The sequence below is a fragment of the Helicobacter sp. MIT 01-3238 genome, from assembly GCF_003364135.1.
GTDB lineage: Bacteria > Campylobacterota > Campylobacteria > Campylobacterales > Helicobacteraceae > Helicobacter_B.
The window spans coordinates 1-22699 of record NZ_NXLN01000020.1 but is presented as its reverse complement, the minus strand read 5'-3'; the positions used below and the strand labels follow the sequence as shown (position 1 = coordinate 22699).

At 40.7% G+C, this 22699-nt stretch carries 19 protein-coding genes; 9 read left to right on the top strand and 10 right to left on the bottom strand.

The features are described from left to right. The first annotated feature begins 131 nt into the window (after window positions 1-131). Entirely contained in the window at window positions 132-2624 is a 2493-nt protein-coding gene (locus CQA40_RS07610) for a TonB-dependent receptor domain-containing protein (RefSeq protein WP_115520287.1), read from the top strand. A gap of 93 nt (window positions 2625-2717) precedes the next feature. Next, window positions 2718-2858 carry a hypothetical protein gene (locus CQA40_RS11205; protein WP_181882883.1) on the top strand — a complete coding sequence of 47 codons (141 nt, stop codon included), beginning with the start codon at window positions 2718-2720 and terminating at the stop codon, window positions 2856-2858. Between the two features lie 709 nt (window positions 2859-3567). Here the strand turns inward: CQA40_RS11205 and truA are convergent. The 7 genes from truA to CQA40_RS07570 form a co-directional block, all read right to left on the bottom strand. Beyond that, a complete protein-coding gene (gene truA / locus CQA40_RS07600) occupies window positions 3568-4338 on the bottom strand; it encodes a tRNA pseudouridine(38-40) synthase TruA (protein ID WP_181882882.1) in 771 nt (256 codons plus the stop codon). Window positions 4339-4342: 4 nt separating this feature from the next. Continuing rightward, entirely contained in the window at window positions 4343-5359 is a 1017-nt protein-coding gene (locus CQA40_RS07595) for an LptF/LptG family permease (RefSeq protein WP_115520284.1), read from the bottom strand. Window positions 5360-5368: 9 nt separating this feature from the next. Beyond that, window positions 5369-6469, bottom strand: coding sequence for a prepilin peptidase (locus CQA40_RS07590; RefSeq protein WP_115520283.1), 1101 nt, complete (start codon window positions 6467-6469; stop codon window positions 5369-5371). Window positions 6470-6506: 37 nt separating this feature from the next. Further along, entirely contained in the window at window positions 6507-7277 is a 771-nt protein-coding gene (locus CQA40_RS07585; protein WP_115520282.1) for a hypothetical protein, read from the bottom strand. Between the two features lie 394 nt (window positions 7278-7671). Then, complete coding sequence (locus CQA40_RS07580) at window positions 7672-8319, bottom strand: protein-L-isoaspartate(D-aspartate) O-methyltransferase (protein WP_115520312.1); 648 nt, start codon at window positions 8317-8319, stop codon at window positions 7672-7674. A 35-nt stretch (window positions 8320-8354) separates the two neighbouring features. Beyond that, window positions 8355-9086: a carbon-nitrogen hydrolase family protein gene (locus tag CQA40_RS07575; RefSeq protein WP_115520281.1), complete on the bottom strand. Its 732-nt coding sequence runs from the start codon at window positions 9084-9086 to the stop codon at window positions 8355-8357. Further along, complete coding sequence (locus tag CQA40_RS07570; protein WP_023928027.1) at window positions 9076-10140, bottom strand: ribonucleotide-diphosphate reductase subunit beta; 1065 nt, start codon at window positions 10138-10140, stop codon at window positions 9076-9078. Before CQA40_RS07570 ends, CQA40_RS07575 begins: the two co-directional genes overlap by 11 nt. Window positions 10141-10540: 400 nt before the next feature. Here CQA40_RS07570 and rpmE point away from each other — a divergent pair, with 400 nt between their 5' ends. From rpmE to CQA40_RS07545, 5 genes are all read left to right on the top strand, one after another. Continuing rightward, window positions 10541-10744 (top strand): 50S ribosomal protein L31, encoded by a 204-nt coding sequence (rpmE, locus tag CQA40_RS07565; RefSeq protein ID WP_023928028.1) that lies wholly within the window; start codon window positions 10541-10543, stop codon window positions 10742-10744. A 22-nt stretch (window positions 10745-10766) separates the two neighbouring features. Continuing rightward, window positions 10767-11711: a 16S rRNA (cytidine(1402)-2'-O)-methyltransferase gene (gene rsmI, locus CQA40_RS07560; RefSeq protein WP_115520280.1), complete on the top strand. Its 945-nt coding sequence runs from the start codon at window positions 10767-10769 to the stop codon at window positions 11709-11711. 61 nt (window positions 11712-11772) lie between these two features. Further along, a complete protein-coding gene (gene rlmB, locus CQA40_RS07555; protein WP_115520279.1) occupies window positions 11773-12678 on the top strand; it encodes a 23S rRNA (guanosine(2251)-2'-O)-methyltransferase RlmB in 906 nt (301 codons plus the stop codon). 9 nt (window positions 12679-12687) lie between these two features. Continuing rightward, window positions 12688-13989, top strand: a complete 1302-nt coding sequence (locus CQA40_RS07550) for a hypothetical protein (RefSeq protein WP_115520278.1) — start codon at window positions 12688-12690, stop codon at window positions 13987-13989. Between the two features lie 195 nt (window positions 13990-14184). After that, window positions 14185-15015, top strand: coding sequence for a hypothetical protein (locus CQA40_RS07545; protein WP_115520277.1), 831 nt, complete (start codon window positions 14185-14187; stop codon window positions 15013-15015). Between the two features lie 271 nt (window positions 15016-15286). Here CQA40_RS07545 and dnaB read toward each other — a convergent pair whose 3' ends face one another. Further along, window positions 15287-16774, bottom strand: coding sequence for a replicative DNA helicase (gene dnaB / locus CQA40_RS07540; protein ID WP_115520276.1), 1488 nt, complete (start codon window positions 16772-16774; stop codon window positions 15287-15289). Between the two features lie 306 nt (window positions 16775-17080). Here dnaB and CQA40_RS07530 point away from each other — a divergent pair, with 306 nt between their 5' ends. After that, entirely contained in the window at window positions 17081-18043 is a 963-nt protein-coding gene (locus CQA40_RS07530) for a hypothetical protein (RefSeq protein WP_147290183.1), read from the top strand. Between the two features lie 28 nt (window positions 18044-18071). After that, window positions 18072-18590 carry a hypothetical protein gene (locus tag CQA40_RS07525; RefSeq protein WP_115520273.1) on the top strand — a complete coding sequence of 173 codons (519 nt, stop codon included), beginning with the start codon at window positions 18072-18074 and terminating at the stop codon, window positions 18588-18590. 137 nt (window positions 18591-18727) lie between these two features. Here the strand turns inward: CQA40_RS07525 and CQA40_RS07520 are convergent, their stop codons facing one another. Further along, window positions 18728-19507: a UbiX family flavin prenyltransferase gene (locus CQA40_RS07520; protein ID WP_220271903.1), complete on the bottom strand. Its 780-nt coding sequence runs from the start codon at window positions 19505-19507 to the stop codon at window positions 18728-18730. A 125-nt stretch (window positions 19508-19632) separates the two neighbouring features. Beyond that, the gene (locus CQA40_RS07515) at window positions 19633-22527 is read right to left on the bottom strand and encodes a phosphoenolpyruvate carboxylase (RefSeq protein WP_115520271.1); all 2895 of its coding nucleotides are present in this window, start codon (window positions 22525-22527) and stop codon (window positions 19633-19635) included. Window positions 22528-22699: the final 172 nt, after the last annotated feature.

The window sequence follows — 22699 nt, the reverse complement described above, 5'->3', positions numbered from 1 at the left end:
CTTTCTTTTTGATAACTTTTAGAAATAATTACCATTTTGTAAAAAATTAAGATTTTTTTAAGAGTTTTTGCATTATTATCGCGTTCGTTTTTTAGCCCACTAGGGCAAATATCTAATCAAAAGGACACCAAATGCAAACTCCACGCAAACTATCTGCAAACTTATCAAGTAATCGACTTAAAAATCAAAGCTATTCACGCAAGCCACTTACACAAGGGACTTTTAGACGAAATATCGCTATATCAGCCATAGCTTTCCTAAGCCTATCTAGCACACTAAATGCCAACCCAAATGAGATTAACTTACAGGGGGGGGGGGCAGCACAAAATGAACTAAAAAATCAAGTAGAAAGTGCAATAGAAAGTGAAGTCAAAAACGAGCTAGATTCTACACAAAATTCCTCCCAAGATTCCCTCATAGATTCTCTGCAAAATCCTCAAACCACATCGCAAGATTCCACCCAAAATCCACATAAGTATGACAAAAAGTCCAAACGCTATAACAAGCTGATAAAAAACGAAAGTAAATATGACGACCTCCAAGCAAAGCAGCTTGATAGAGTAGTAGTAAGTGCTAGTGGCTATGAGCAAGACATAAAAAACGCTCCAGCCTCCATTAGCATTATCCCAAAAGAAGAGATTATGACTCGTCCTATACGCGATTTGGGCGATGCAGTGCAAGATACGCCCGGTGTGTATGTCGAGGCAAACAAAACAGGAGGCAACACCATTTCTATGCGTGGCTTTGGCTCTGCTTATACGCTTATTTTGATTGATGGCAAACGGCAAAATGTCGCGCAGGGCTTTGATAGCTCTGGCTTTGCAAATGGGACATACTCGTCTTTTATGCCCCCGCTTAGTGCTATTGAGCGAATCGAAGTGATTCGCGGTCCTGCAAGCACGATTTATGGCTCGGATGCTATGGGCGGGGGTATCAATGTCATCACAAAGAAAAACCCCGATAAACTCACCTCATCTATCCAGCTAGAGTCCCGCTTTAGCGAAAATCCAAATCAATTTGGCAACACTTATGGTGGGAATTTCTACATTGCAAGTCCATTGAAAAAGGATTTGCTTAGCTTTAACTTACGCGGAAACTACCGCGTAGGAGAGCAAAATAGCTTTCTAAAGCCTAGCAATCTGCAAGGCGACACTTCCACAAACAAATTCGCCACTTGGTCGCCCACAGGATTTACCACTTGGAATTTCGGCGGTAGGCTAAACTACACGCCCGATAAGCACAATACTTTGTATTTCGATTCGGAAGTGTATTTTGCGCGGACAGGTTCGCTAAACTCATCGCGCAATTCCGTAACCGCAATCCGTGATTATTATAAATTCAACGAAGTGCTAAGCCACACGGCGGATTATTCGTGGGGGAAAATCGATAGCTATGTCCAATACTCCCACACTATGTGGGGTCCCCACGAAAATGTCCCAATCGGTGGCTCAAAAGGCGATAGAGTCCTTTGGGGCAACAATGGCAATGGCAAAAACAATATCGATGTCATCTTTCAAAGCGCGTATAACAACAACTTCGACTTAGGCAACGCAGGAGTGATAATCTTTAATGGCGGATTGTATTATCTATGGGAGCAACTAAAATTCTACAACACAACCCCTGCGAATCGCTCCACTATGTCAGCCCACCAAGTGGCACTTTTTGGCGAGGGCGAATATATCATCAACGAATACATAAGCACTACTTTGGGTTTGCGCCTAAATTATAGTGATAAGTTTAACTCTCTAGCCGTGCCAAATCCGCGCTTTTATGTCAATGTCAATCCCACGCAATGGCTGACATTTAAAGGTGGCGTTACAAGTGGCGTGCTTATCCCACAGCTAAGCTATCTATATGAGGGATTCACGCTTAACAATAACAGTAATGCTTTGTATGGAAACAAAAATCTAAAGCCAGAGCAAAGCTGGAACTACGAACTAAGCGCGATAGTGGATACAAACTATGCAATGTTTATCGCTACGGGATATTTCACCGATTTTCGTAGCAAGATTCAAGGAATCGGTGTCAATCAAGGCGAAACAAACAGCGGACAAACTTGCGATGCGCAAGGCGCAACTACTTGCACATTTTATCGCAATTTAGACCGCTCTATCGCTGCGGGTGCGGAAGTAGGATTTAAGCTAAAGCCAATATATGGATTTTCACTTGATGCAAATTATGCCTTTACCTACACAAAAGTGCTATCAGATTCAAACACGCCATATCTAAAAGGTGAGCCAATCTCACAAGTGCCACTGCATAAATTCACACTTACGCCACGATATGCCTACAAAGGATTTGAGGTGTATCTACGATATAGTGGGAATTTCCGCACGATGACACCCACGCCCAATCCAAGCGATACACAAGGTGGACAAAACACCGTGCGCGGTGCTATCGGCAAATACTACAAAGACTATATGCTACTTGATTTGGGGCTAAGCCAAAAATTTGCTGATAACAAAATCACAGCAACCTTTGCGATAAATAACTTGCTAGATGTGAATTTTATCGATTGGGCTTTGTATGCTTCGGGTAATACGGCAAATGGCGCATATACAAACCGCTATCAACGAATCCTACCTAGCCGAAGCTATTGGCTGACATTGAGATATGATTTTTAGAAAATTATAAGCGCGAATCGTGGATTTATTGCGATTGCAACAGTGTGGAATTGTGGCAATCTATACACTCATTGTCATTGCGAGGCGTTGAAAATGCCAAAGCAATCCACGAATCGGCGTAGCGTGAATCGGCGTGGCAATCTATCCCACGATTCGTCATTGCGAGATTTTACTAAAGAAACTTCACTTCGTTTGTTTTGCGAAAGCAAAATCGTGGCAATCCAAATTCATTGAAAGAATCACTTAGTGTTCATAGAAACACACTAATCGTCATTGCGAGGGCTTTAGCCCGAAGCAATCTATTTCCCCCTCCCTTAACGAGGGGGACTAAGGGGGTGGGTTCTTTTTCGTCATTGCAAGCAAGTCGCAAGACTTGCGTGGTAATCTAAAGAAAAAAAAAAAAAATAGAGAAAAAGAATAAATTGCCACGAGAATCCTTGCAGATTCTCTCGCAATGACGATTGGGCGTGGATTGCCACGCAAATGCTAACACAAATTCTCGCAATGACGAATTTTTCCGCGTTTTTGTTCAAGCAAAAGATACCCACCCCCAAACCCCCTCCGCAAAGGGAGGGGGCTTTTAAAAAGCCAAACACGGTTACTCTAAGGAAGGGGGCTTTTGAAGTCTCAAACACCCTATGCTAGAATTTTATAATTTAGGGAAGCTCAAAAAGATTTTCCACAAACCAAGTTGTTTTTATCATATTATAAAAACATTTGTCATACTTAAGAGCGTAGCCCGAAGTGTCTAAAGCAAACTTTGCTTGAGATACTTAGGTTTGGCACAAACCGAAGTATCTCAAAAAAAAGATTCCAAATAGATTTTACAAATCTGCTGTCTTGCAATATTGTATGATTCTTTGAGATATTTCGCTTACGCTCAATATGACAAGATAATCAATAAAACAAAAACAACTTAACAAAAATCTAAAACTATAAACTCCTAATACCACACTTTGGCAAAATATAGCCCATTTGCACTCACAGGCTCTCGCCACGCAGGCTTTTCTCCGCGCAGTTGGGAGAGGAAATCGCTAAACTCCACTTCCCCCCTTGATACTGCTAGGCTAGCCCCTATCATTAGTCGCACCTGCGTGCGCAAAAATCCGTCTCCCTCAATATAGATTCCAAAGCACTCATTGCCCCCCCATCTAGATAAGCAAATTCTCTTTAGCCTAGTCGCATAAATCGTGCGTGTGGTTGTTTTGGCACTTGAGTTTGATTTCCTAAATAGCGCAAAATTGTGCGTCCCCACAAATGCGTGTAAGCACTTTTGTAGCTTATCTACCTGCCCTACCCGCTCTAGCGCAACAAATGGCGCAAGAAATGGGCTTTGAAAATGTGGGGAAAAAAGATACAAATACGCGCGTTTTTTGGCGTCTTTTATCGGGCAAAAGCTAGAATCCACTTCTTTTAAAGAGCGGATTTTGATATGAGGATAGATTTTGGGGGCTAGGATTTTTGCTAGCTTAGATTCTTTCCAAAAGCTAGGTGCGTAAAACCGCACAACCATTCCTAGTGAATGCACGCCCTTATCGGTGCGTCCAGCTCCTAGCACACTAGAATCTATACCCATACTTTGCAGTGCTTCGCCTATTTTTTCACTCACGCTTATGATATTGAGTGATTTTTGTGGGGCAAATCCACTAAACGCACCGCCGTTATACGCGATTTTTAGCGCGAAAGTTTTTTGCAGATTTTGCAGTGTTTGCATTAGCCTAATATCGCCTAAAAATAAATCTCCGATACAGCACATAAGAGCCCACAAGCCAAACCAAAGGTAGCGCGATAGTCCCTATAAGTGGTGCATTTTGGCTCAAAACATACATAGCCACAAAATCCCCCGCCACACTCACAAGCAAATACACATAGCTAAGATTTCTTTGAAATCGTGGATTTGCCACGCCAAAAAGCACGACCAAAAACACACTAGCGATAGGAAAAAGCGAAGCAAGCACCGCTTGGGCAAACCGCCTTGCTTGCGAGCTATTTCCCTCAAAAGCACTGCTCCAATACTCTATCAAATCATAAGAGCTAAGGTTTATGTCTTCTGTTTTGGAGTTTAGTCTCATTTTGGCAAAATCTGCTTTTTGCACCTCATCAGGCTTAGCAAAATAAGCACTTCCACTAGAAAGTAACAGGCTAAATACGCCATCTTCGTTGGTAAGCTCCCCCTCTTTTGCTGTGATAAAGATTTCGTTATTTTCTATCGCACTAGAAAATAACACCAAGCCTTTATAATGTCTATTGTTTGCTTCATCTGCATACACGAGCCAATCCCCAAGCCTTTGACCAAATTCACCCGCTTTTATGTTTATGTTGACTTCGGCTTTTTTTTGATTGGCAAAGCTAGTGTATGCCGAGCGCGTGATAGGGATAAGTGCTAGCGAAAACACAAGCAGCACTACGCTTACAAATCCACTTATCCACACAAATGAGCGCAAAATCTTGCGCGGGGAAATCCCAAGTGAGAAAAACACTAGCAATTCATAATCATAAGAAAGTCTTGATAGCCCAAGCACGCACGCACAAAAAAAAGTAATAGGGATAACAAAAAAAATCGCATTTGGAATCGCATAAGAAAAAAGCTGTAACAAATCAAAAATGTTGATTTTTATCGCCTGCGTAGCAGCAGAGAGTGAGATAAGTAGCACAATAGAAGCCACAAAAAATAGCACCAAAAAAAACGGCATAAAAATCTGCCCCACAGCATAAAAAAGGTAACGTTTCATCATTTTTGTGCCTTATACTGCTAGATAGATGCCTTTTGCTATGCCACCTAGCACGACAAAAGGAATAAGCGGAATGCGACTAAAAAACTCCAAAGATTTTTTAGAATCCAAAAACTTATGCAAGCCAAGTGTGCTTAAAAAATCGCTTTTTGATTTTGCTGATTTTTTGGATTTTGTGTGTTTTGGGTAGTTTTTAGCGATTAGTCCAAGTGAAATCTTAGCACAAATAAATGCAACGCTAGCCAACACACAGCCCCAAAAAATACTACCAATCAAAAATGTAAATCCAAATAACCCACCAAAGCCAGCGCAAAAAATAATATCCCCCTCGCCCAAAATCTCTTTGCCCCTTAAAAGGACTTTGCCAAGTAGTAGCGCAAGAGATAGTAGCCCAGCAGCGCACAGCGCGTGAAGTAGCACTTGGATAAAGTCATAAAACAAGCCATAAAAACTATGCGACATAAAAAACACCTTGCAAAGACAAAGTGCCAAAAACGCGACATTGTGCCAATCAAGCACAGCTAAATACTTACAATCAAAAGCGCAAAGCACAAACATAAATCCAAACAACGCACAAACATACACAAAAGCTAGAATCCTAATCAAATCATTGCCAAAGCCACTTTGCCACTCGCCAAAACCACTGCCAAAAATCTCATAACGATATGGCACAAAATCTTGCAAATAAAACAAATAAGAATCAAAAATCTCTTTGTAAGAAAAAATATAGGGATAAAAATCCAACTTGCCAAACACCATAAACAAACACCCCGCGAAAAATGCCAAGAAAAAACGGAGATGATTTTTAGACAAAAAAGTTATTAAGATTTTTGAGATTTTGCTAGGGGATTTGAAAAATTTTTTATATTTTTTGTGTTTGTGCTTTTGGGATTTTATGCGAGAGTTTGTGAGAAAATCTATGAGAGAATTTGTGCGAAATTTTGCGTGGTATTTTTTGTTAGATTTTTGGATAGGTTTTGAAGTATTTGCACTCTCATATATATGCTCATCTAGCGAGTTATCAAACATTTGTCTTGCAAACATTTGCCTTGTGAGGCAATACACAAGCAAAAATACAAGCCCGCCACCCAAAATCACATAAAAACTCTCCACCTAAAACCTACCTAAATCCACACAAAATCCAAAAAATCTAAAATCCAAACCCAAGCTCTACCCCAGCCAAAAAATTATCACTCTTAGGGTAGTGCCACGCGTTTATGGGGCTTGACTCCCCAAGCGATTCATATCGCAGATTTGTCCGCATATAGTAGTGAAATCGCTTCAATATACGATAAGAAAACCCGACATACCCACCAAGTGCGTAGCTATACGCGCTTATGGTAGAATCTTTTTTGTCCTTATCTGCACTAAATCCATAATATCCATTTACCACCACATCATAGCCCACCCCGTATTCTAAGCGGATTTTGCGGCTAAGCGGGACTCTGCCCTCTACTTCTACTCCTATATACTGAAGCATTCTAGAAAATCCACGCTTGCCGCTAATATCGCTAAGGTAAGAATCAAGTGTGTAGAGGACATTTAGATAGATAGGCGAAGTGGCTTTGTAAGTATTTGCGCCAAATTTCACGCGCATTTGCGTGCCGAAGTTTGTAGCGTTTACCTCTATGTCGCTTGGTAAAAAGCTCGCTTTCATATCGTTTTTTAGATTGCTTTTGCCAAAGCCTAAATTCAAATCCCCCACAAGCTGAATTTGCCCATTTGCAGGTGCGATTCTGCCGTGAATAGTGATAAACCCACCAGCATTTTCATTGATATTTTGTGGAGAGTCGGCTCTAGGCGATAAATGCGTGTAGTAAAATCCGCCACCACCAAAGCGGACATTCTCTCCCTTTCTCTCGCAAAACTCTCCACCACCTTGCAATAAGCACGAAATCAAAAGGGTAGGCAAAAACGACATACAAACTCCTTAACTTAAATTTATAAAAGATTTTAGGATAAAGCATTGTATCAAAGCAAAATAAAGCAAAACCTAGTAAGGCAAATTTTAGCAAAGCAAAAATTAGTAGAGTGAAATCTAGTGAAGCAAAAATCAGTAAAATCAAACGCAACACTGCAAGAAAACCACAAAAATCAAACAAAAACAATGCCATATCTCATTAACTATACCAAATCAAAGCCAAATCAAAATGGCTACCAAAAAATACTTTTGCGAAAGCTTCGCGCTAGCTAAATTTGGGATTTTGATTTTGCTATGGCTAAAAAAATTGACTTTGCTTGGCTTGGCTTGATTTTGCTTGCTTGATTTTAGTTGCTAGGGGCTTGCCGCTTGACTTGCCTAACTACTTGGCTTACTACTGCATCGTCCCTTTTACAATCGGCACAAAAAGACAATCTTCTAGCACCTCCTCATCTACAAGCCTACCACTATTTTTCAAAAATCGCTTGATGACTTGCCTTTGCTCCACTTTGCCACTTGGTGTGGTGCGCTCTTCAAGTATGGGTGCAAGTAGGATTCCCCCCTCCTCTAGCTGCTCGATAAGCGCACTAGGGACGCTATCCTCTAAGCACGCAGAGAGTAAAATCCTATCATAAGGCGCATACTCTGCCCAGCCACTTTGCCCATCGCCAAACTTCGTGTTGATATTTAGCGTCCCACTTGCGCGGATTTTTTCTCGTGCTTGCAGCAAAAGCCTCTCAATCCGCTCTATGCTAAAAACACGGCGAAATCCAGCCTTTGCAAGCACCATAGCTTGATAGCCACTACCTAGCCCCACCTCTAGCACGCTATCTCCCTGCCCTAGATATTGCGTCATTTTTGCCACTGTGAGAGGCGAGCTGATAAACTGCGCTCCTTGTATTGGCAAAGGATTTAGCTCATAAGCCAAATGGCTAAAATCACTCACAAAATCAATTCTATTGACACTCATTAGGGCTTCTCTTACCCACGATTCTAGCTCTAGATTTTGATGGGCAAACGCTTTTGCAATGTCATCACACATAGATTCTAGTTGACGGATTTGGGCTAGCCTCTCTATCACTGCGTAAGCCTTATATTTATGTATTTTCGCATTTTTTCGACTTCATCTAGCTCGATTGTGTGGCTTATGACTTGGGCTTCATCATCGGCATAGACTTTGCCATAGGGCGTGATAATCGCACTAGATTTTGCCATTTGCAAGTTTGCACCACCACTTGCGACGACAAAGCATTGATTGGCTATGGCTAGGGCTTTACAAAGTGTCTCAAAATGCTCTTTTCTAGCTTTGCCCCATTGAGCTGGCACGAAAATCACCTCAACCCCACTTAGTCGCTTCCACAAGTCAATGAAACGCAGCTCAAAGCAGATAAGCGCACCACAAGTGATATTGCCGATTTTAAATGGAATCATCTCATTTAGCCCACCACTTGCGAAATGCAGATGCTCATCGCCTAGCAAAAATAGCTCGTGCTTTGCCTGCTTGTGGATAAGCTCGCCATTGCAAAAGACTTTTAGGTTGTTATAAAACTTGTGGTTTTTCTTTTCTATCATCGTAGTGATTATCGTGCGTCCGCCTAGACTTGCCTCTAGTAGCTCTTGGGTAGCGAGCTTGCTAAACTCATCTGCTTTGTCCATTTTTTGGTAGCAAAACCCACTTAGCGCAAGCTCGGGCGTGAGTATCACGCTACCCTCATCACTAGATTTTGCCACCTCCAAGATTGCTTGTAGATTTTGACTAAAATCCTGCTTTGTTTTGATTTGCAATGAATAGATTTTCTTAGAAGTCATCAAATTTTACACTCCCTTTTTGATAGTTGGTTACCTTTGCTTCAAAGAAGTTTGTTTTTTGGTCGTTAAATTTTGCAAAATTATCAACCCACTTGATAGGATTTGTAGCATTATAGATTGGCTTAAACCCAACCTTTGCTAGTCGCTCATCTGCGAGGGATTTTATGTATTGTGAGATAATATCACTTGTAAGCCCCAAAATCTGCCCCTGAGTGATATAATCACCCCAAGCAGATTCTATCTCTACGGCTTTTTTAAACATTTCAATGACTTCTTCTTCTAGACTAGGGGTAAACAAATCCGCTCTTTCTTTTCTCAAAGAATTGATAAGCTGCTGAAACAAATACAAATGCGTAACCTCATCTCGCTGTATAAAGCGAATCATTTGCGAGCTTCCTAGCATTTTGCCACTTCTTGCAAGCGTATAAAAATAGCAAAATCCGCTATAAAAATAAATCCCCTCCAAAATCTGATTGGCAAACATTGCCTTTAGGACATTTCGCTCTGTGGGATTGCTTGCTAGCTCCATATACACTTGAGCGATATAGTCGTTTTTGCTTCTTAGCTGCATATCTACTCGCCACATATCATAGATTTCATCGGTGTTTGCACTGATAGATTCTACCATTACAGCATAGCTTTGAGAGTGCAAAGCCTCCTCATAAGCTTGGCGCACCAAGATTAGATTGATTTCAGGGCTTGTTATGTAGGGATTTACATTGTCGATTAGGTTGTTTGTCTGCAAAGAATCCATAAAGATAAGTTGTGCCAACGCCCTATCATAGCCGATTTTTTCTTGTGGAGTAAGCGTGCTTTCATAATCTTTTTTATCGGGATTCATATTTACTTCTTCGGGAAACCAAGTGTTTGCAAGCATTGTTTTCCATAGATTGTATGCCCATTGGTATTTGATTTTGTTTAAATCAAAAATACTCGTAGGGTCGCCTCCAAAAATCCGTCTTTCATTTACGCTTTTTTCGGTGGAATTTGGGTTGTAGATTTTTTTGCGTTTGACTATGGTATCGCCTGTTTTAAATGTGTCGTTGCTTGTCATTGGCTATCCTTTGCTTACGAAGTGGTTGAAGTATGAAGCAAAATCTAATACTGCTAAATCTAGTCAAAATCTCTGCACTAGCAAAAAGCTAGCAAATAATGCTAGCAAGGGAAGCTAACACAAAAAACTAGCGAGAAATTCTTGCAATAAATTCTCAACAGCAAAGATTTAAAAAAACAATTTGGAAGTATAACAACAAAAGACTTAAAACCTAATAATAAGCCAAGACATTTTTAGAAAAATTACACAAAAATTTTGTAGATTTTTGTGTGCTAATTATCTATTCATTGTCAAATATTTTTTATGTGAAATTTATCACAAAAATGCAGAAAAATTAAACTTTTTTTTATGATAGTTTTGCTAGAATCACGCCTTTTATACTCTAAATAAAGGCAATGCAATGAAAAAAGGAATCCACCCAGAATATGTCCCTTGCAAAGTTACTTGCGTAACAAGTGGCAAACAAATCGAAGTGCTAAGCACCAAGCCAGAAATCCGCATAGATATTTCTAGCTTTTGCCACCCATTCTACACAGGAAGCGACAAAATCGCTGACACCACAGGACGAGTAGAAAAGTTCCGTCAAAAATACAATATGAAATAGCCCTTAGGCTATTGCCACTTCTGTGCTTACGCTTATCCCCACTCCGCTAGGCAATCTAAAAGACATAACCATTCGGGCTTTGGAGCACCTAGCCAGAGCTGAAGTCGTGCTATGTGAGGATACGCGTGTAGCCAAAAGTCTTTTTAAAAATCTCTTTGATAGGTTTGAAAATAGATTTGAGTGTAAAATCACAGACAATCTTGTATGCAAATGCGATTCTCCAAAAATTCCCCTAGATTCCACCACAAATCCAAAAACCCTAAATCCAAAATCTAAGCAATTTATCTCCTTGCATTCTCACAACGAGCAAGATTTCCTATCCACTATCACACCTGATTTTTTCTCCCAAGAAGTCATCTACATAAGCGATGCAGGTATGCCAAGTATCTGCGACCCGGGCGCACTACTTGTCAAATACGCACAAAAGCACAATCTCCCTTACAATGTGCTTGTGGGTGGCTGTGCGCTAAGTGCTGCATTTTGCTTTAGCGGATTTGCCTCTCAAGGCTTTGTATTTGGTGGATTTTTGCCACACAAAAGCAAAGAGCGCGTAGCCAAACTCCAAGAATGCGCCATATCAAGCCTCCCTACGATTTGGTATGAAAGCCCTCACAGAATCCTAGATTCCCTGTGCGACATTGATAAACACCTGCCAGATATTCACATTTTTGCTATAAAAGAGATTAGCAAACTTCATCAGCGACACTTTAGTGGCAAAGCAAGCGAGATTTTATCTGCGCTTAGCCCAAGCAATGCGAGCAAAAAAAATAGCAATGATGATAGCAAAATCTTGCAAGGCGAATGGGTGCTTATCCTAGAGCCTAGCAGTGCTAAACTCCCTTGCCTTACACTATATGAGAGCGACATTATCTCCCTAGAGATTCCCCCCAAAGCAAAAGCTAAGCTACTATCCACACTCACAGGCAAAGATGCAAAAACCATTTATGCCTCCCTCACAAAAGCCTAGCAAAATCACAAAAAAAACAAAAGCTAAAAATATCTAAACAAAATCTCTAAGGATAAGCAAAATGCCAACTAAAAATCCACACTCCAAACACCCTCAAACTGATTCTAAGGCTTCCAAAAATCCGCAAGATTCCTCACAAAATCTTTTGCAAAATCACTCACAAAATCCACCCAAAACTTCGCACAAAGCCCCGCAAAACTTCCTGCAAAATTTCTCGCAAAACAACTCGCAAGATTCCCTAATCATCTATGGCAAGCAGATTTTGCTCTCCCTCATCACTCATCACAGCGACAAAATCGAGCAAATCTACCTCTCAAAAGACATAGACAAATCCACCTTTGCCCATCTAAAATCAGCCAACAAGCCCATAATAAAAATTGATAACAAAAAAGCCCAAGCCCTCGCACGCGGCGGGAATCATCAAGGATTTTTAGCTTCTATTTCGCCCCTCACACCCCTAAGCCTAAAAGAAATAAAACGATATGACAAAATCATCGTGCTTTGCGGACTAAATGATATGGGAAATATCGGTGGGATTTTTCGTAGCGCGTATTGCTTAGGAGTAGATGCAATCATTTTGGCGGATTCATTTAGTGATTTTGCTACCAAACTCACTGCCAAATCCGCACAAAAATTTGCAACCATTGCACGCTCTTCGGTAGGTGCGGCGTTTGATATGCCTTTTTGCATTGTCCCTAGTGCGCTAGAAATCATTAGTGAGCTAAAAGAGGCGGGATTTATGCTACTTGGCACAGCACCACAAGGCGAAAATATCAAAGATTTTAGAGAATCCAAAAACTACCAAAAAAATAAATGGGCATTATTTTTAGGCAGTGAAGAGAATGGATTATGCGCAAAAATAACAAAAAAATTTGATAAAATTCTAAGCGTAAAAATGCACCGCGATTTTAACTCGCTCAATGTAAGCGTAGCAGCGGGGATTGTTATGTCATATCTATTAAATTAAGGAGTTAGAATGGATGAAAATATCCAAAAATTACAGCAAATCGGCATTAAAGAGATTTCCAAGCAGACAAGGATTTCTAGCTCTCGTCTAAAAAACATTTTTGAATATAATTTCGCTAATTTCAAGCGCGTGCATTTGGTGGGCTTTTTGCAGATTTTGGAGCGCGAATACAAAATGGACTTATCAAGCGTCTTAGAAGCCTATGATAGATTTGGCGAAAATGACGGAATGCAAGTCCCTTATGATGAGGATTTGCAAGATGAATTTTACCAAGCAAAATCCACTGCCAAACCCACAAAACACCAAGAAGCCAAAGAGCACACACCTAGCCACTCCGCACAGCAAGAACCCAAAAAATCACAAGAACAAATCACTTCTTTTGACTTCGGCGTAGCTGATACAGATAGTCAGCCAAAGCAAAAAAAAGAGATTCCACACATTGACTTGCGACTTGATATTGATGAACCCAAAAAAGAAAGCCAAGCAGATACAGCAGACATAAAAGAGGGCAAGTCAAAAGATGAAAAGCCTGCAAAAATCCTGCAAAAATCAAAAGAGCCAAAATCTCCAAAAGAAAGAAAATCAATCCACAACGAAACGAGCTTTGACACACAAAAAAGACGGTATGACTCCATAGACACACGCAAAAAAGAAGCTATCTCAAAGCAGAGATTCTACCTAACTATTGTTTGCACAATCATCGCTGTGCTTATCTACCTCATCTACCAAAATCTCTCCGCCCAAAAGCAAATCAACCAAACAGACAATGACTTGATAATCCCTGAAGAAACAGATAGAAGCTATGAAGCGCAATCTATTGAGCAAAATCCACAAAATGGACAAAGCGAAGCGAGCGAACAAGCCCAAGAAAACGCCCAAGATGCCCAAGATGAAGAAGCTACAAAAGAAAATACCCAAGAGGGTAGCACAGATACGCAAGCACTAGATTCCACTCAAGCAAGTGCCACAAACCAAAATCTACAATCCCTCCAGCCCACACAGCCTGCCCCACAAATCGCAGGTAAAATGGTGCTAAAAGCAGAAACTATGCTATGGTTTGATATTGTGGATTTGGATACAAATAGACGCAAATATCAAGGCGTAACAAGCGACACTTACTCTATCGACAAAGATGACAACCATAGGTGGCTACTTGCATTTGGGCATAGCAACTTTAGCCTAAGTATGAATGGTGCGTCCGTAGATGTCCCCCGCTTAGATGTGCCACTATACTTTATCTATGAGCCTGCGAGCGGATTTAAGCGCATAGATAATGTAACTTATAAGCGACTATCCGACCAAGCACGCTAGTAATTTGGCAAAAATAGTAGAAGTAGTAAAGGTGGTAGAATCTTTACTAAAACATTAAAGATTTTTGCTTTGCCCTAGGTTTTTGATTTTATCTCTATCCCTGCATAAATCAAATCTAGGGCTACCGCAAATCTATACAAAAACTAAAAATCTAAAATTCCACACGCCTCATAAAGTCAAACAAAAAGGCAAACAATGAAAATCCTGCGACAATTCTTTTTTTATCTCCTTTGTGCCACACTTTTTTGCACTCCTAGCCTTGCTGATATAGTCGATGACAAAGTCCAAGAAATCATAGGCGAAAGCTCATACAACCAAAACAAAGCATTTATAGCCAAAATATTTCAAAACAAAGCCCGCTTTGTCATCTCTGGCACAGAGCGCGTAAATATCGCCCTGCTTCTAAAAGAATTGCGCGATAATGGATTATTGCAGCTAAAATTCCCAACCCCACTAGAGCTAAAAGCCCGCTTTGTCTCTGAAGCCTCGCCCGTGTTATTAAGCTACACGCTAAATAATGTCCTCTCCTCCATTGGCTATTCATTTTTCATCACTTCAAAATCTGCCAAAATCAAAAACTTCTCTATGATAGAGTTTTCACTCATTACCGAGCACGCGCTTGACCCGATGATACTCATAGGCGAGCTACAAAGGCGTGGATTTCGCTTAAATGATATAAAAAAGCTCTCCATAAACGAGTGGGAATACTACATAGGCGCGACAAATCCACAGCTTTTCAATGCCAAGCCGATAAGCGTGGGCAACACACTTATTTTGCGCGAAGTAAGCGGGCAATATTGGCTAAACACCATTTCAAAAGGCACGCTAAATATCATCGCAAATGCGAAGTGGATTCCCCGCGTAGTGTGCTATGACAAAAATCTAGAAATCATAAACCTAGTAGTAGCCACCGCCCCACAAGCCCGACTAAGCCTAAAAATCGATAGCAAGACTGCCTTTGTGATGATAACCGATGCGCAAAATCCAACGATGATTAAGCAAATCGACATTGCATTTTCGTTTTAGTCTATTTAAGATTTTAGGTTTTTGATTTTTACTAAAATCTAGCTTTTTTATTTTTTTATTTTGCCAAATCGCTTTTTACGCACATTTGCAGGGTTTGCAAGCAAATCTTGCGATGACGATAGAGATTCCCCCTCTCCTTTCTGCGAAGGGAGCTAGTGGGTGTAATATTTCCCTTAAATCTCAAGCAAAGCTAAGAGCTGTTAATAGCGCAAATACCCCTCGTCATTGTGAGCAAATCGCAAGGATTGTGTAGCAATCAAAAAAGCAAAATCTAAATCTGCACCACATCAATACTATCAGGACTATCTGGCAAATCCATTTTGGTATTTGTAGGCTGATAGGAAGTTTCTCTCTCACTTGCCCTATCTTCAAACCTCACAAAAGGCGCGTTAAACTGCACTTTGACTTCGTCAATCTCGCCATTGCGATTTTTGGCGATGATGATTTCAGCTGTTTCTATGACATTTTCTTCGCGCTTTTCTTTGCGCTCTTGCTCAAGCTTGCGCACTTCATCATCTTTTTTGCCCTCTTGCCTTGCCTTAGCGATTTTGGCACGCAGTGCCCTATCAACATAGACAAACTCCCTATACAAAAACAAAATAATATCCGCATCCTGCTCTATCGCCCCACTCTCGCGCAAATCAGAAAGCATAGGGCGTTTGTCATCGCGAGATTCTAGTGAGCGGTTTAGTTGAGATAGAGCCAAAATAGGGATTTCCAAATCCCTGGCAAGTGTTTTTAGTCCGCGTGAGATTTCGCTTATCTCCTCTTGCCTTGCGCCATCTCCCCTCCTTGTGCCACTCCCACGCATAAGCTGCAAATAATCAATAACCGCGAAAGACACACTATCATCTTGACTTTTTAGTTTGCGAAGTTTTGAGCGCAGCTGCGCTATACTCAAATCACTACTATCATCGATATATAGTGGCTTTTGTGAGATGCTTTGAGCTACGCGGGTAAATTCACTCATCTCATTGTCATTCATTTTGCCGATGATTAAATCCTGCAAGGCAATGTTTGAAAGCGAGGCAAACATTCTAAACATTAGCTGTTCTGCTGGCATTTCTAGGCTAAATATCGCAGCACCTTTGCCACTATTTAGCACGCTTTGGACAAATGCTAAGCAAAGCGCGGTTTTGCCCATAGATGGTCTAGCACCTAGCACGATTAGCTCGCCTTTTTTAAACCCCGCCGTGAAGTGATTTAGCCTAGCAAATCCCGTGTTTAGCCCCACAAGCACGGTATTTCCCCTCTCTTTGCGCTCTTTTATGAGATTGATAGTATGCTCTACGACTTCTTTACTCCCCCTAAAGCTAGTTTCCGCACCTTGTGAAGAAATATCATAGATTCCCTTTTCTATCTCATCTAAAATCTCAATCCCCTTTAGCGCACTATTGCCCGTCTTATCCGCGATAAGCATAGCAAATTTATTTAGCTGTCGCTTGATAGAAGCGTCTTTTATCTCTGCGATATAGCCTTGTATATTGGCGATAGGCGAAGTAGCGATAATCTCACTAAACTCCGCTTGAGAGACAAAATACGCCCCCTCTAGCCTGCTTAGCACAAATTCTGGCGTGATAGGAATCCCTTGAGAATGCAGGCTCTTGCACACATCAAAAATCTTTCTATGCGAAGTGTGCAAAAAATCATTACCACTTAGCACATCTGCTATCTCGCTAAATGTCTCACTATCAAAGAGAATGCTAGCAATAAGCGTGCTTTCAATGCTAATGATTTGGGGAGTGTGGTTTGTAGGCATTTATCTATCCTTAGAGGTTTTATGGATATTTTTATCGCAAAGTTTAGCAAATAGTTTTTTATCATAAGCAAATCTAAAGCCACACCAAAAATGCCTAAATTTTACTTTGATAAATGTTTCATAAAAATTTGCAAAATCTCTGCACGATTTTGATTTCTTAAAATGTGTAGAAACGATACTGTTCATATAGAAATTTTGCAAAAAATGCCTAAAATTTGCAATTTTTTGCAAAAGCAAACCAAAAAAAAAAAAAAAACAGCGTTAAAATGCTTATTTGCAAAATCTACACCACAAAAAGGACACAAAATGAAATCAACCAAACTTCCCTCTTGTTTATTTTTTGCGACATTTGCATTTGCCCTGCTAGGAAGCACAGCACTTGCCCAAAACACGATAGATGACATCGAAAAAGAAATCCAAATGCTAGAGAAGCAAAAGAAACTCTTAGAGCTAAAAAGGCAAAATAGGGCATTGCAAAAAGAGCTAGAGCAAACCCCACAGCAAAGCAAAGCGCAGCAAAGTAAAAAGCAAAATCCACAAAATCAAGCCCCCTACTATCCACAAAATAACCAAAATGCGCAAAATCAGCAAAACGCACCATACTACCCTAGCGACAATTCTAGTGCGGCAACTTATGATGAAGCATATCAGCAAAGCTACAAAAAAGCCTACCAAGAAGAAAAAACCTCTCAAGGCTACATTCGCCTAGAGGGAAGCTATGGGACTGCGCTTGTAGCCTCACCTATACACTATGCTAGCGATGTCTCTGTGAGGACAAATCTATGGCAAGCAAATGTCGAGTTTGGCAAGCAGCTTGGCGGACTTGCACGCGCATATCTTGGCACTAGCTTTATGGAGTATAGCTACAAAGAAGCAGATACTGATGCGGCAGGGAAATTTGATGGACAATACATTACGCTACATTTTGGCACGGATTGGATTCCAAAATTTGGCAAAACTCCACTGCGAGGTGTGCTAGGTGCGTATTTAGGATTTGTCTATGCAGAGTTTCAAGACAAACTAGAAGCTGTAAGTGATAGACTGCAACAAACAACAGGCATAAAATCCGTAAGCTTTAGCTCCAAAGGCTTTGGCACTACGCTAGGGATACGACTAGGGCTTGCGCTTGATTTGGGCAAACACGCACAGCTAGAAGTAGGTGGCAGAGTGGGATATAATCTTTTGTTTGGCTCTAGTGTGGGCTACCTTTCTACCTACCCTTACGCGCTATATGTCAATGGCTATGGCGCGATTACATTTTTGTTTTAGTTGATTTTATGTTTTTTAAGGATTTTGTATGAATGCTCGTTTGGTAATTATTTTTGGCGTGGTGGTAAGCGCGTTTTTTATGAGTGCTTGCGCCCCTATGCCAAATCAGCTAGTATATGGAGCGCAAGATAGCGCGTATCTTGGATTTAACATAGAGGGTAACTCTAGGCTTTCAAACCCACCAAGCGATAGAGCTAGAATCTACTTTGGCAGGGCTTCTAGCTTCATAGGTGTAGCCATAAGCTACAAAGCATACTTCGCGTATAATCCACCTGCAAATGGACTTGGTGGCTACCGCATAAGCAAAGATATGGCACAAGGTAGCTTTGGTGAGCTAAGCAGTGGGGCGAAGTTTGTCGCAGATGTGGGGGGTGGCACACCTCTAGTGGTCTTTGGCAATACAGAGGAGATAAGCTATCTTGTTTTCACACCTATGGCTGGGAGAGTGTATTGCATAGAGGGCGAAGTCATAGCGGGGAATTTCATCGGGCGTCCAAATCTAAAATTTGTCGATAGAATGCGCTGTGAAGTGCTATTTGGCAAATAAAAATCATAAATTTTACTTTTGCTTGGGACAAAAAAGAAATAAAATAGTGTGGCAAAAAAAGGGGATAAAATAGTGCAAAATCAAAAATAATGTGTGAAAAACTTAAGAGATTTTGTCTTTTTTTATTTTGTCTATTTTTATCTCTCTCCCCAGCGGGTAAAAAGCTCATTTGGTATTCCTAAAATGTCCAGCCACTTGCCATAGATGAAGTTTTCCATTTCCTCTAAGTCTTTGGGGTAACTATAATACGCAATGATAGGTGGCGCGATGATGACACCAAGTGCGGCTAGCTTTTGCATTTGCTCGCAAACTATCGCATTTAGTGGCATTTCGCGCGGTGCTAGCAGTAGCGTGCGCCTCTCCTTTATCATCACGCTCGCCGCGCGCGTAAGTAGCGTATCGCTAATCCCACACGCGATTTTTGCCAAACAATCCATACTCGTTGGGATTATCGCCATAGCTTGCGCTTCAAAGCTCCCAGAAGCCACAGGTGCGCCTATCTCACTATCCTCATAAATATAGGCTTTGCAATCCTTGCTAGCTAGATTTTGACTAGCAAAACTTTGGCTAGAATCAAAATCCATAAATTCACTAGATTTTATCTTGCTATGTCGCATTTGGCTAGAATCTGCGTTGCTAGATTTTGCCTTATTTGCTTTTGTTTGGCTTGATTTTTGAGTAGATTTTACTTGGCTAGAGGTGGTTTGGCAAGATTCCAAAAGATATGCTTTTAGCTCGCTTTCATCACATTTTAGCTCATATTTTGCGCACTCTAGCGCACCTTTTGAGATAATGATATGCGCCTCAAAATCTTGGGCAATATGTCGCAAAAACCCCTTAGCTAGCTTTACCCCACTAGCCCCGCTAATCCCCAAAATAAACCTCTTTGGCAAAATCCTTTTTGGCACAAAATCCATATTTTCTCCATTTATTTGCATTAAAATATCTTAAAATCCAAGCAAAACACAACCAAAACACTGCTTAAAAAACCCCACCATAAAATCTATAAAATCCTCCACAAAAATAAGCACAAAGCACGAAATCAACCTGTGTTGCGAAGTCCTTGTGCTATGCCGATGATAGTAGAGTGGATTTGCTCCATAAGGCGAGATTTTTGCGCATCATAAGTAGCGTTATTATATTTTTTGATAAGCTCAATTTGAAGTAGATTTAGCATCATCACAGAATTATTGCGCAAAAGGATAGATTTTTGCAAAGTAGGCTCGCTATCTAGTAGTCGCTCCTCCCCTCTTATGCCTACAAGCGCATTCATCGTGCGCTCATATTCTAGACAGATTTTTTGCCAAATATTTTGTCTCACTTCATCATCTTGCACGAAAAAATTATATTGTGCCGAGATAGACAAATCCACTTTCAAAAATGCTTGAGAAATATTGCTAATCGTAGCGGCAAAAAACTCACTCTCCTCATAGCACTCCCTTAGCCTAGCAATATCCCTGATAGATTCTAGCCCACTTCCTAGCCCATACCACGCGGGCAATATCGCCCGATTTTGCGTCCAAGCAAACACCCACGGAATCGCACGCAAATCCTCCACTCTAGTAGTATCTCGCCGTTTGCTTGGGCGTGAGCCTAGATTTAGCTGCTGGATAAACGCTATGGGCGTAGCGGATTTAAAAAATTCGATAAACCCATCGCTTTCATACACCAAATCGCGATAGACTTTGTGTGATACGCTTGAGATTTGCTTCATCAAGTCTTGGTGTGGATTGCTTATGGAGCATTTGATAGTGGATTTTACGAAATCTACGCTTGGTTTATTTGCGATTTTTTCATCGCTTTTGTTATTTACCCCTAGATTTAGCTCCCCTGCACAAAAAGAATCATAGCTTGATTTTTTTAGTAGCGCACTCATTGTGGAGGATAAGAAAAACTGCGCACTTGAGCGGTTTAGGTATTTTGAGCTTATCATCTCGCCTTGTTCGGTGGTTTTTAGAAATCCCTGCACGCTTTTGGGTGGGGAAGCAAGTAGGGCTGATTCTAGCGTGCCACCACCGCGCGAGACACTTCCACCACGCCCGTGAAATAGCACAAAATCAATGCCGATTTGCTCTTCTAATTTTTTCAGTGATTCAATAGCGACATAAAGACTATAATTGCTAGTAAAGATTCCGCCATCTTTGCTAGAGTCTGAATAACCCACCATTATTTCTTGTCGCATACCTATATCACGCAAATAGTGCGCATAGTGCTTGTTTGCCACAAGAGTTTGCATAATGCTACCTGCCCTCTCTAAGTCATCTATGGTTTCAAATAGTGGCGTGATAGCGATTCTAGCGCGAGATTTGGTAGATTTTGTGGAGTATTTTTGATTGCTAGATTTTGCGCTTGTTTGCTCTAGGGAATCTAGCAAATTTGGCTCTTTGCTTTCTTTGCTTGGCTTCCATAGATTTGTATGCTTAGCAAACCACAGCACGATAAGCAAATCACTCGCTTCAGTCGTCATAGACAAAATAAAAGTGCGCAAAACATTTTCGCCGATATATTTTTTGCCCCACGCGATGCGCATAAATATTTCTACCACCACTTGCGTTTTTTCGCTTAGTTTTTCAGCTAGACTTCCTAGCTCGATTTTAGACATCTCTAGTGCTTTATCAAGTATTTCTAGCTTTTTGGATTCTGCATAAGTCATAAAGTCATTATCACAAATCCCTAGCAAGCAAAAAATCTCGCTAATAGCGTTGATAAAGACATCTTTGTGCTCTCTAAAATCTAGCTGCATAAGATGAAATCCACCAAGCAATACAAATCGTCTAAATTGTCGCAAATACTTGCTTGAGACGCTATCAAGGCATTCTATTAGCATTTCGACATCTTCTAGTAGCTCGCTAGGTGTGGTGTATGTCTGGCTCACACTATCTGGGGCATTGACAAAGATAAGGCGATTATTTAGCTTTTTTATCATTATGTGGATTTTGGCTCGAAATGGCTCATTTGCATAAGTAGCAAGCGTTTTTTCACTCAAAATATGACTTTCTTTTTGGAGGGATTTTTTTAGCTTAGGAGAAATCTCGCTAGAATCTAGACTGATTGACATTTCGCGCTCTAGTCGCTCTAGTCGCCTTATGTAGTAGTTTATGATAAATTTGTGCTGGATTTTCATCACTTCTGTCATAAGCTCATTTGTTACAAAAGGATTGCCATCTCTATCGCCACCTATCCAGCTTCCTAGATGTATGGGCGAGCTAGGCAGTGGCTTTTTTAGCATTTTTTCGATATACCAAAGGACTTTTTGACTAGCGGGCAATATCGAGCTTTCCACGATAAAGAGTAGATTATCAAGCTCAAAAAGCACTTCGATTTTTTGCGTGCGCACAAGATTTGTCAGCCACAAAAGTCGCAAGCGGTATTGGATATGCTCTTTTGCCTTTAGCTCGCCTATCTCAAATAGCTTATACAAATCCTGCGTGATTTCGCTATGCGCTTCCAAAAAAGTGCGCCGTCTAGATTCTGTGGGATGAGCAGTAAAGACAGGATAAAAGCAGATAGATTCTAGCACTTTATCCAAATCCCCTCTATCAAATCCATCTCTTAGCAGTCCCTCATAAGTCGCCTTTATGCGCTCTAGGCTTTTATCCGAATCAATATTGAACCGCTCCTCTACGATATTTATCAAAATATTATACAGCGAAAAAGCCTTGATGATTTCGGGCGTTTTGCCTGATTGGGAGATTTTCTCTAGCTCGGTTTTTAGCCTTTTTAGGGAATCCTCATCAATCGTGTTTGAGCTAGAGTATTTGTCTTTTTTAGCACTTTTTTGCCTTGTTTGGTTGCCATTTTCTAGCAAAATCTTATTTAGATTCAAAAAATACTCTCTCACTTCACTATCGACTTCCTTTAGCATATCTAGCATAATATCCAAAATAAAGCGCACTTCATTATCTAACGCTTGCCAATTATATTTTGTAGAATCCATTTTATTCCTTTATGTCATTATTATCTCATTGTGCTTGATATTTTAAGCCTTTTTACTAGATTTATACCCTAGCATTGCAAAAAACATTTGTCTTTTTTACCAAAATCCTTACTACGATATAGCCCACGCTAAATCCTGCAAATAGCACACTCATCGTGCAATCTGGCAATAT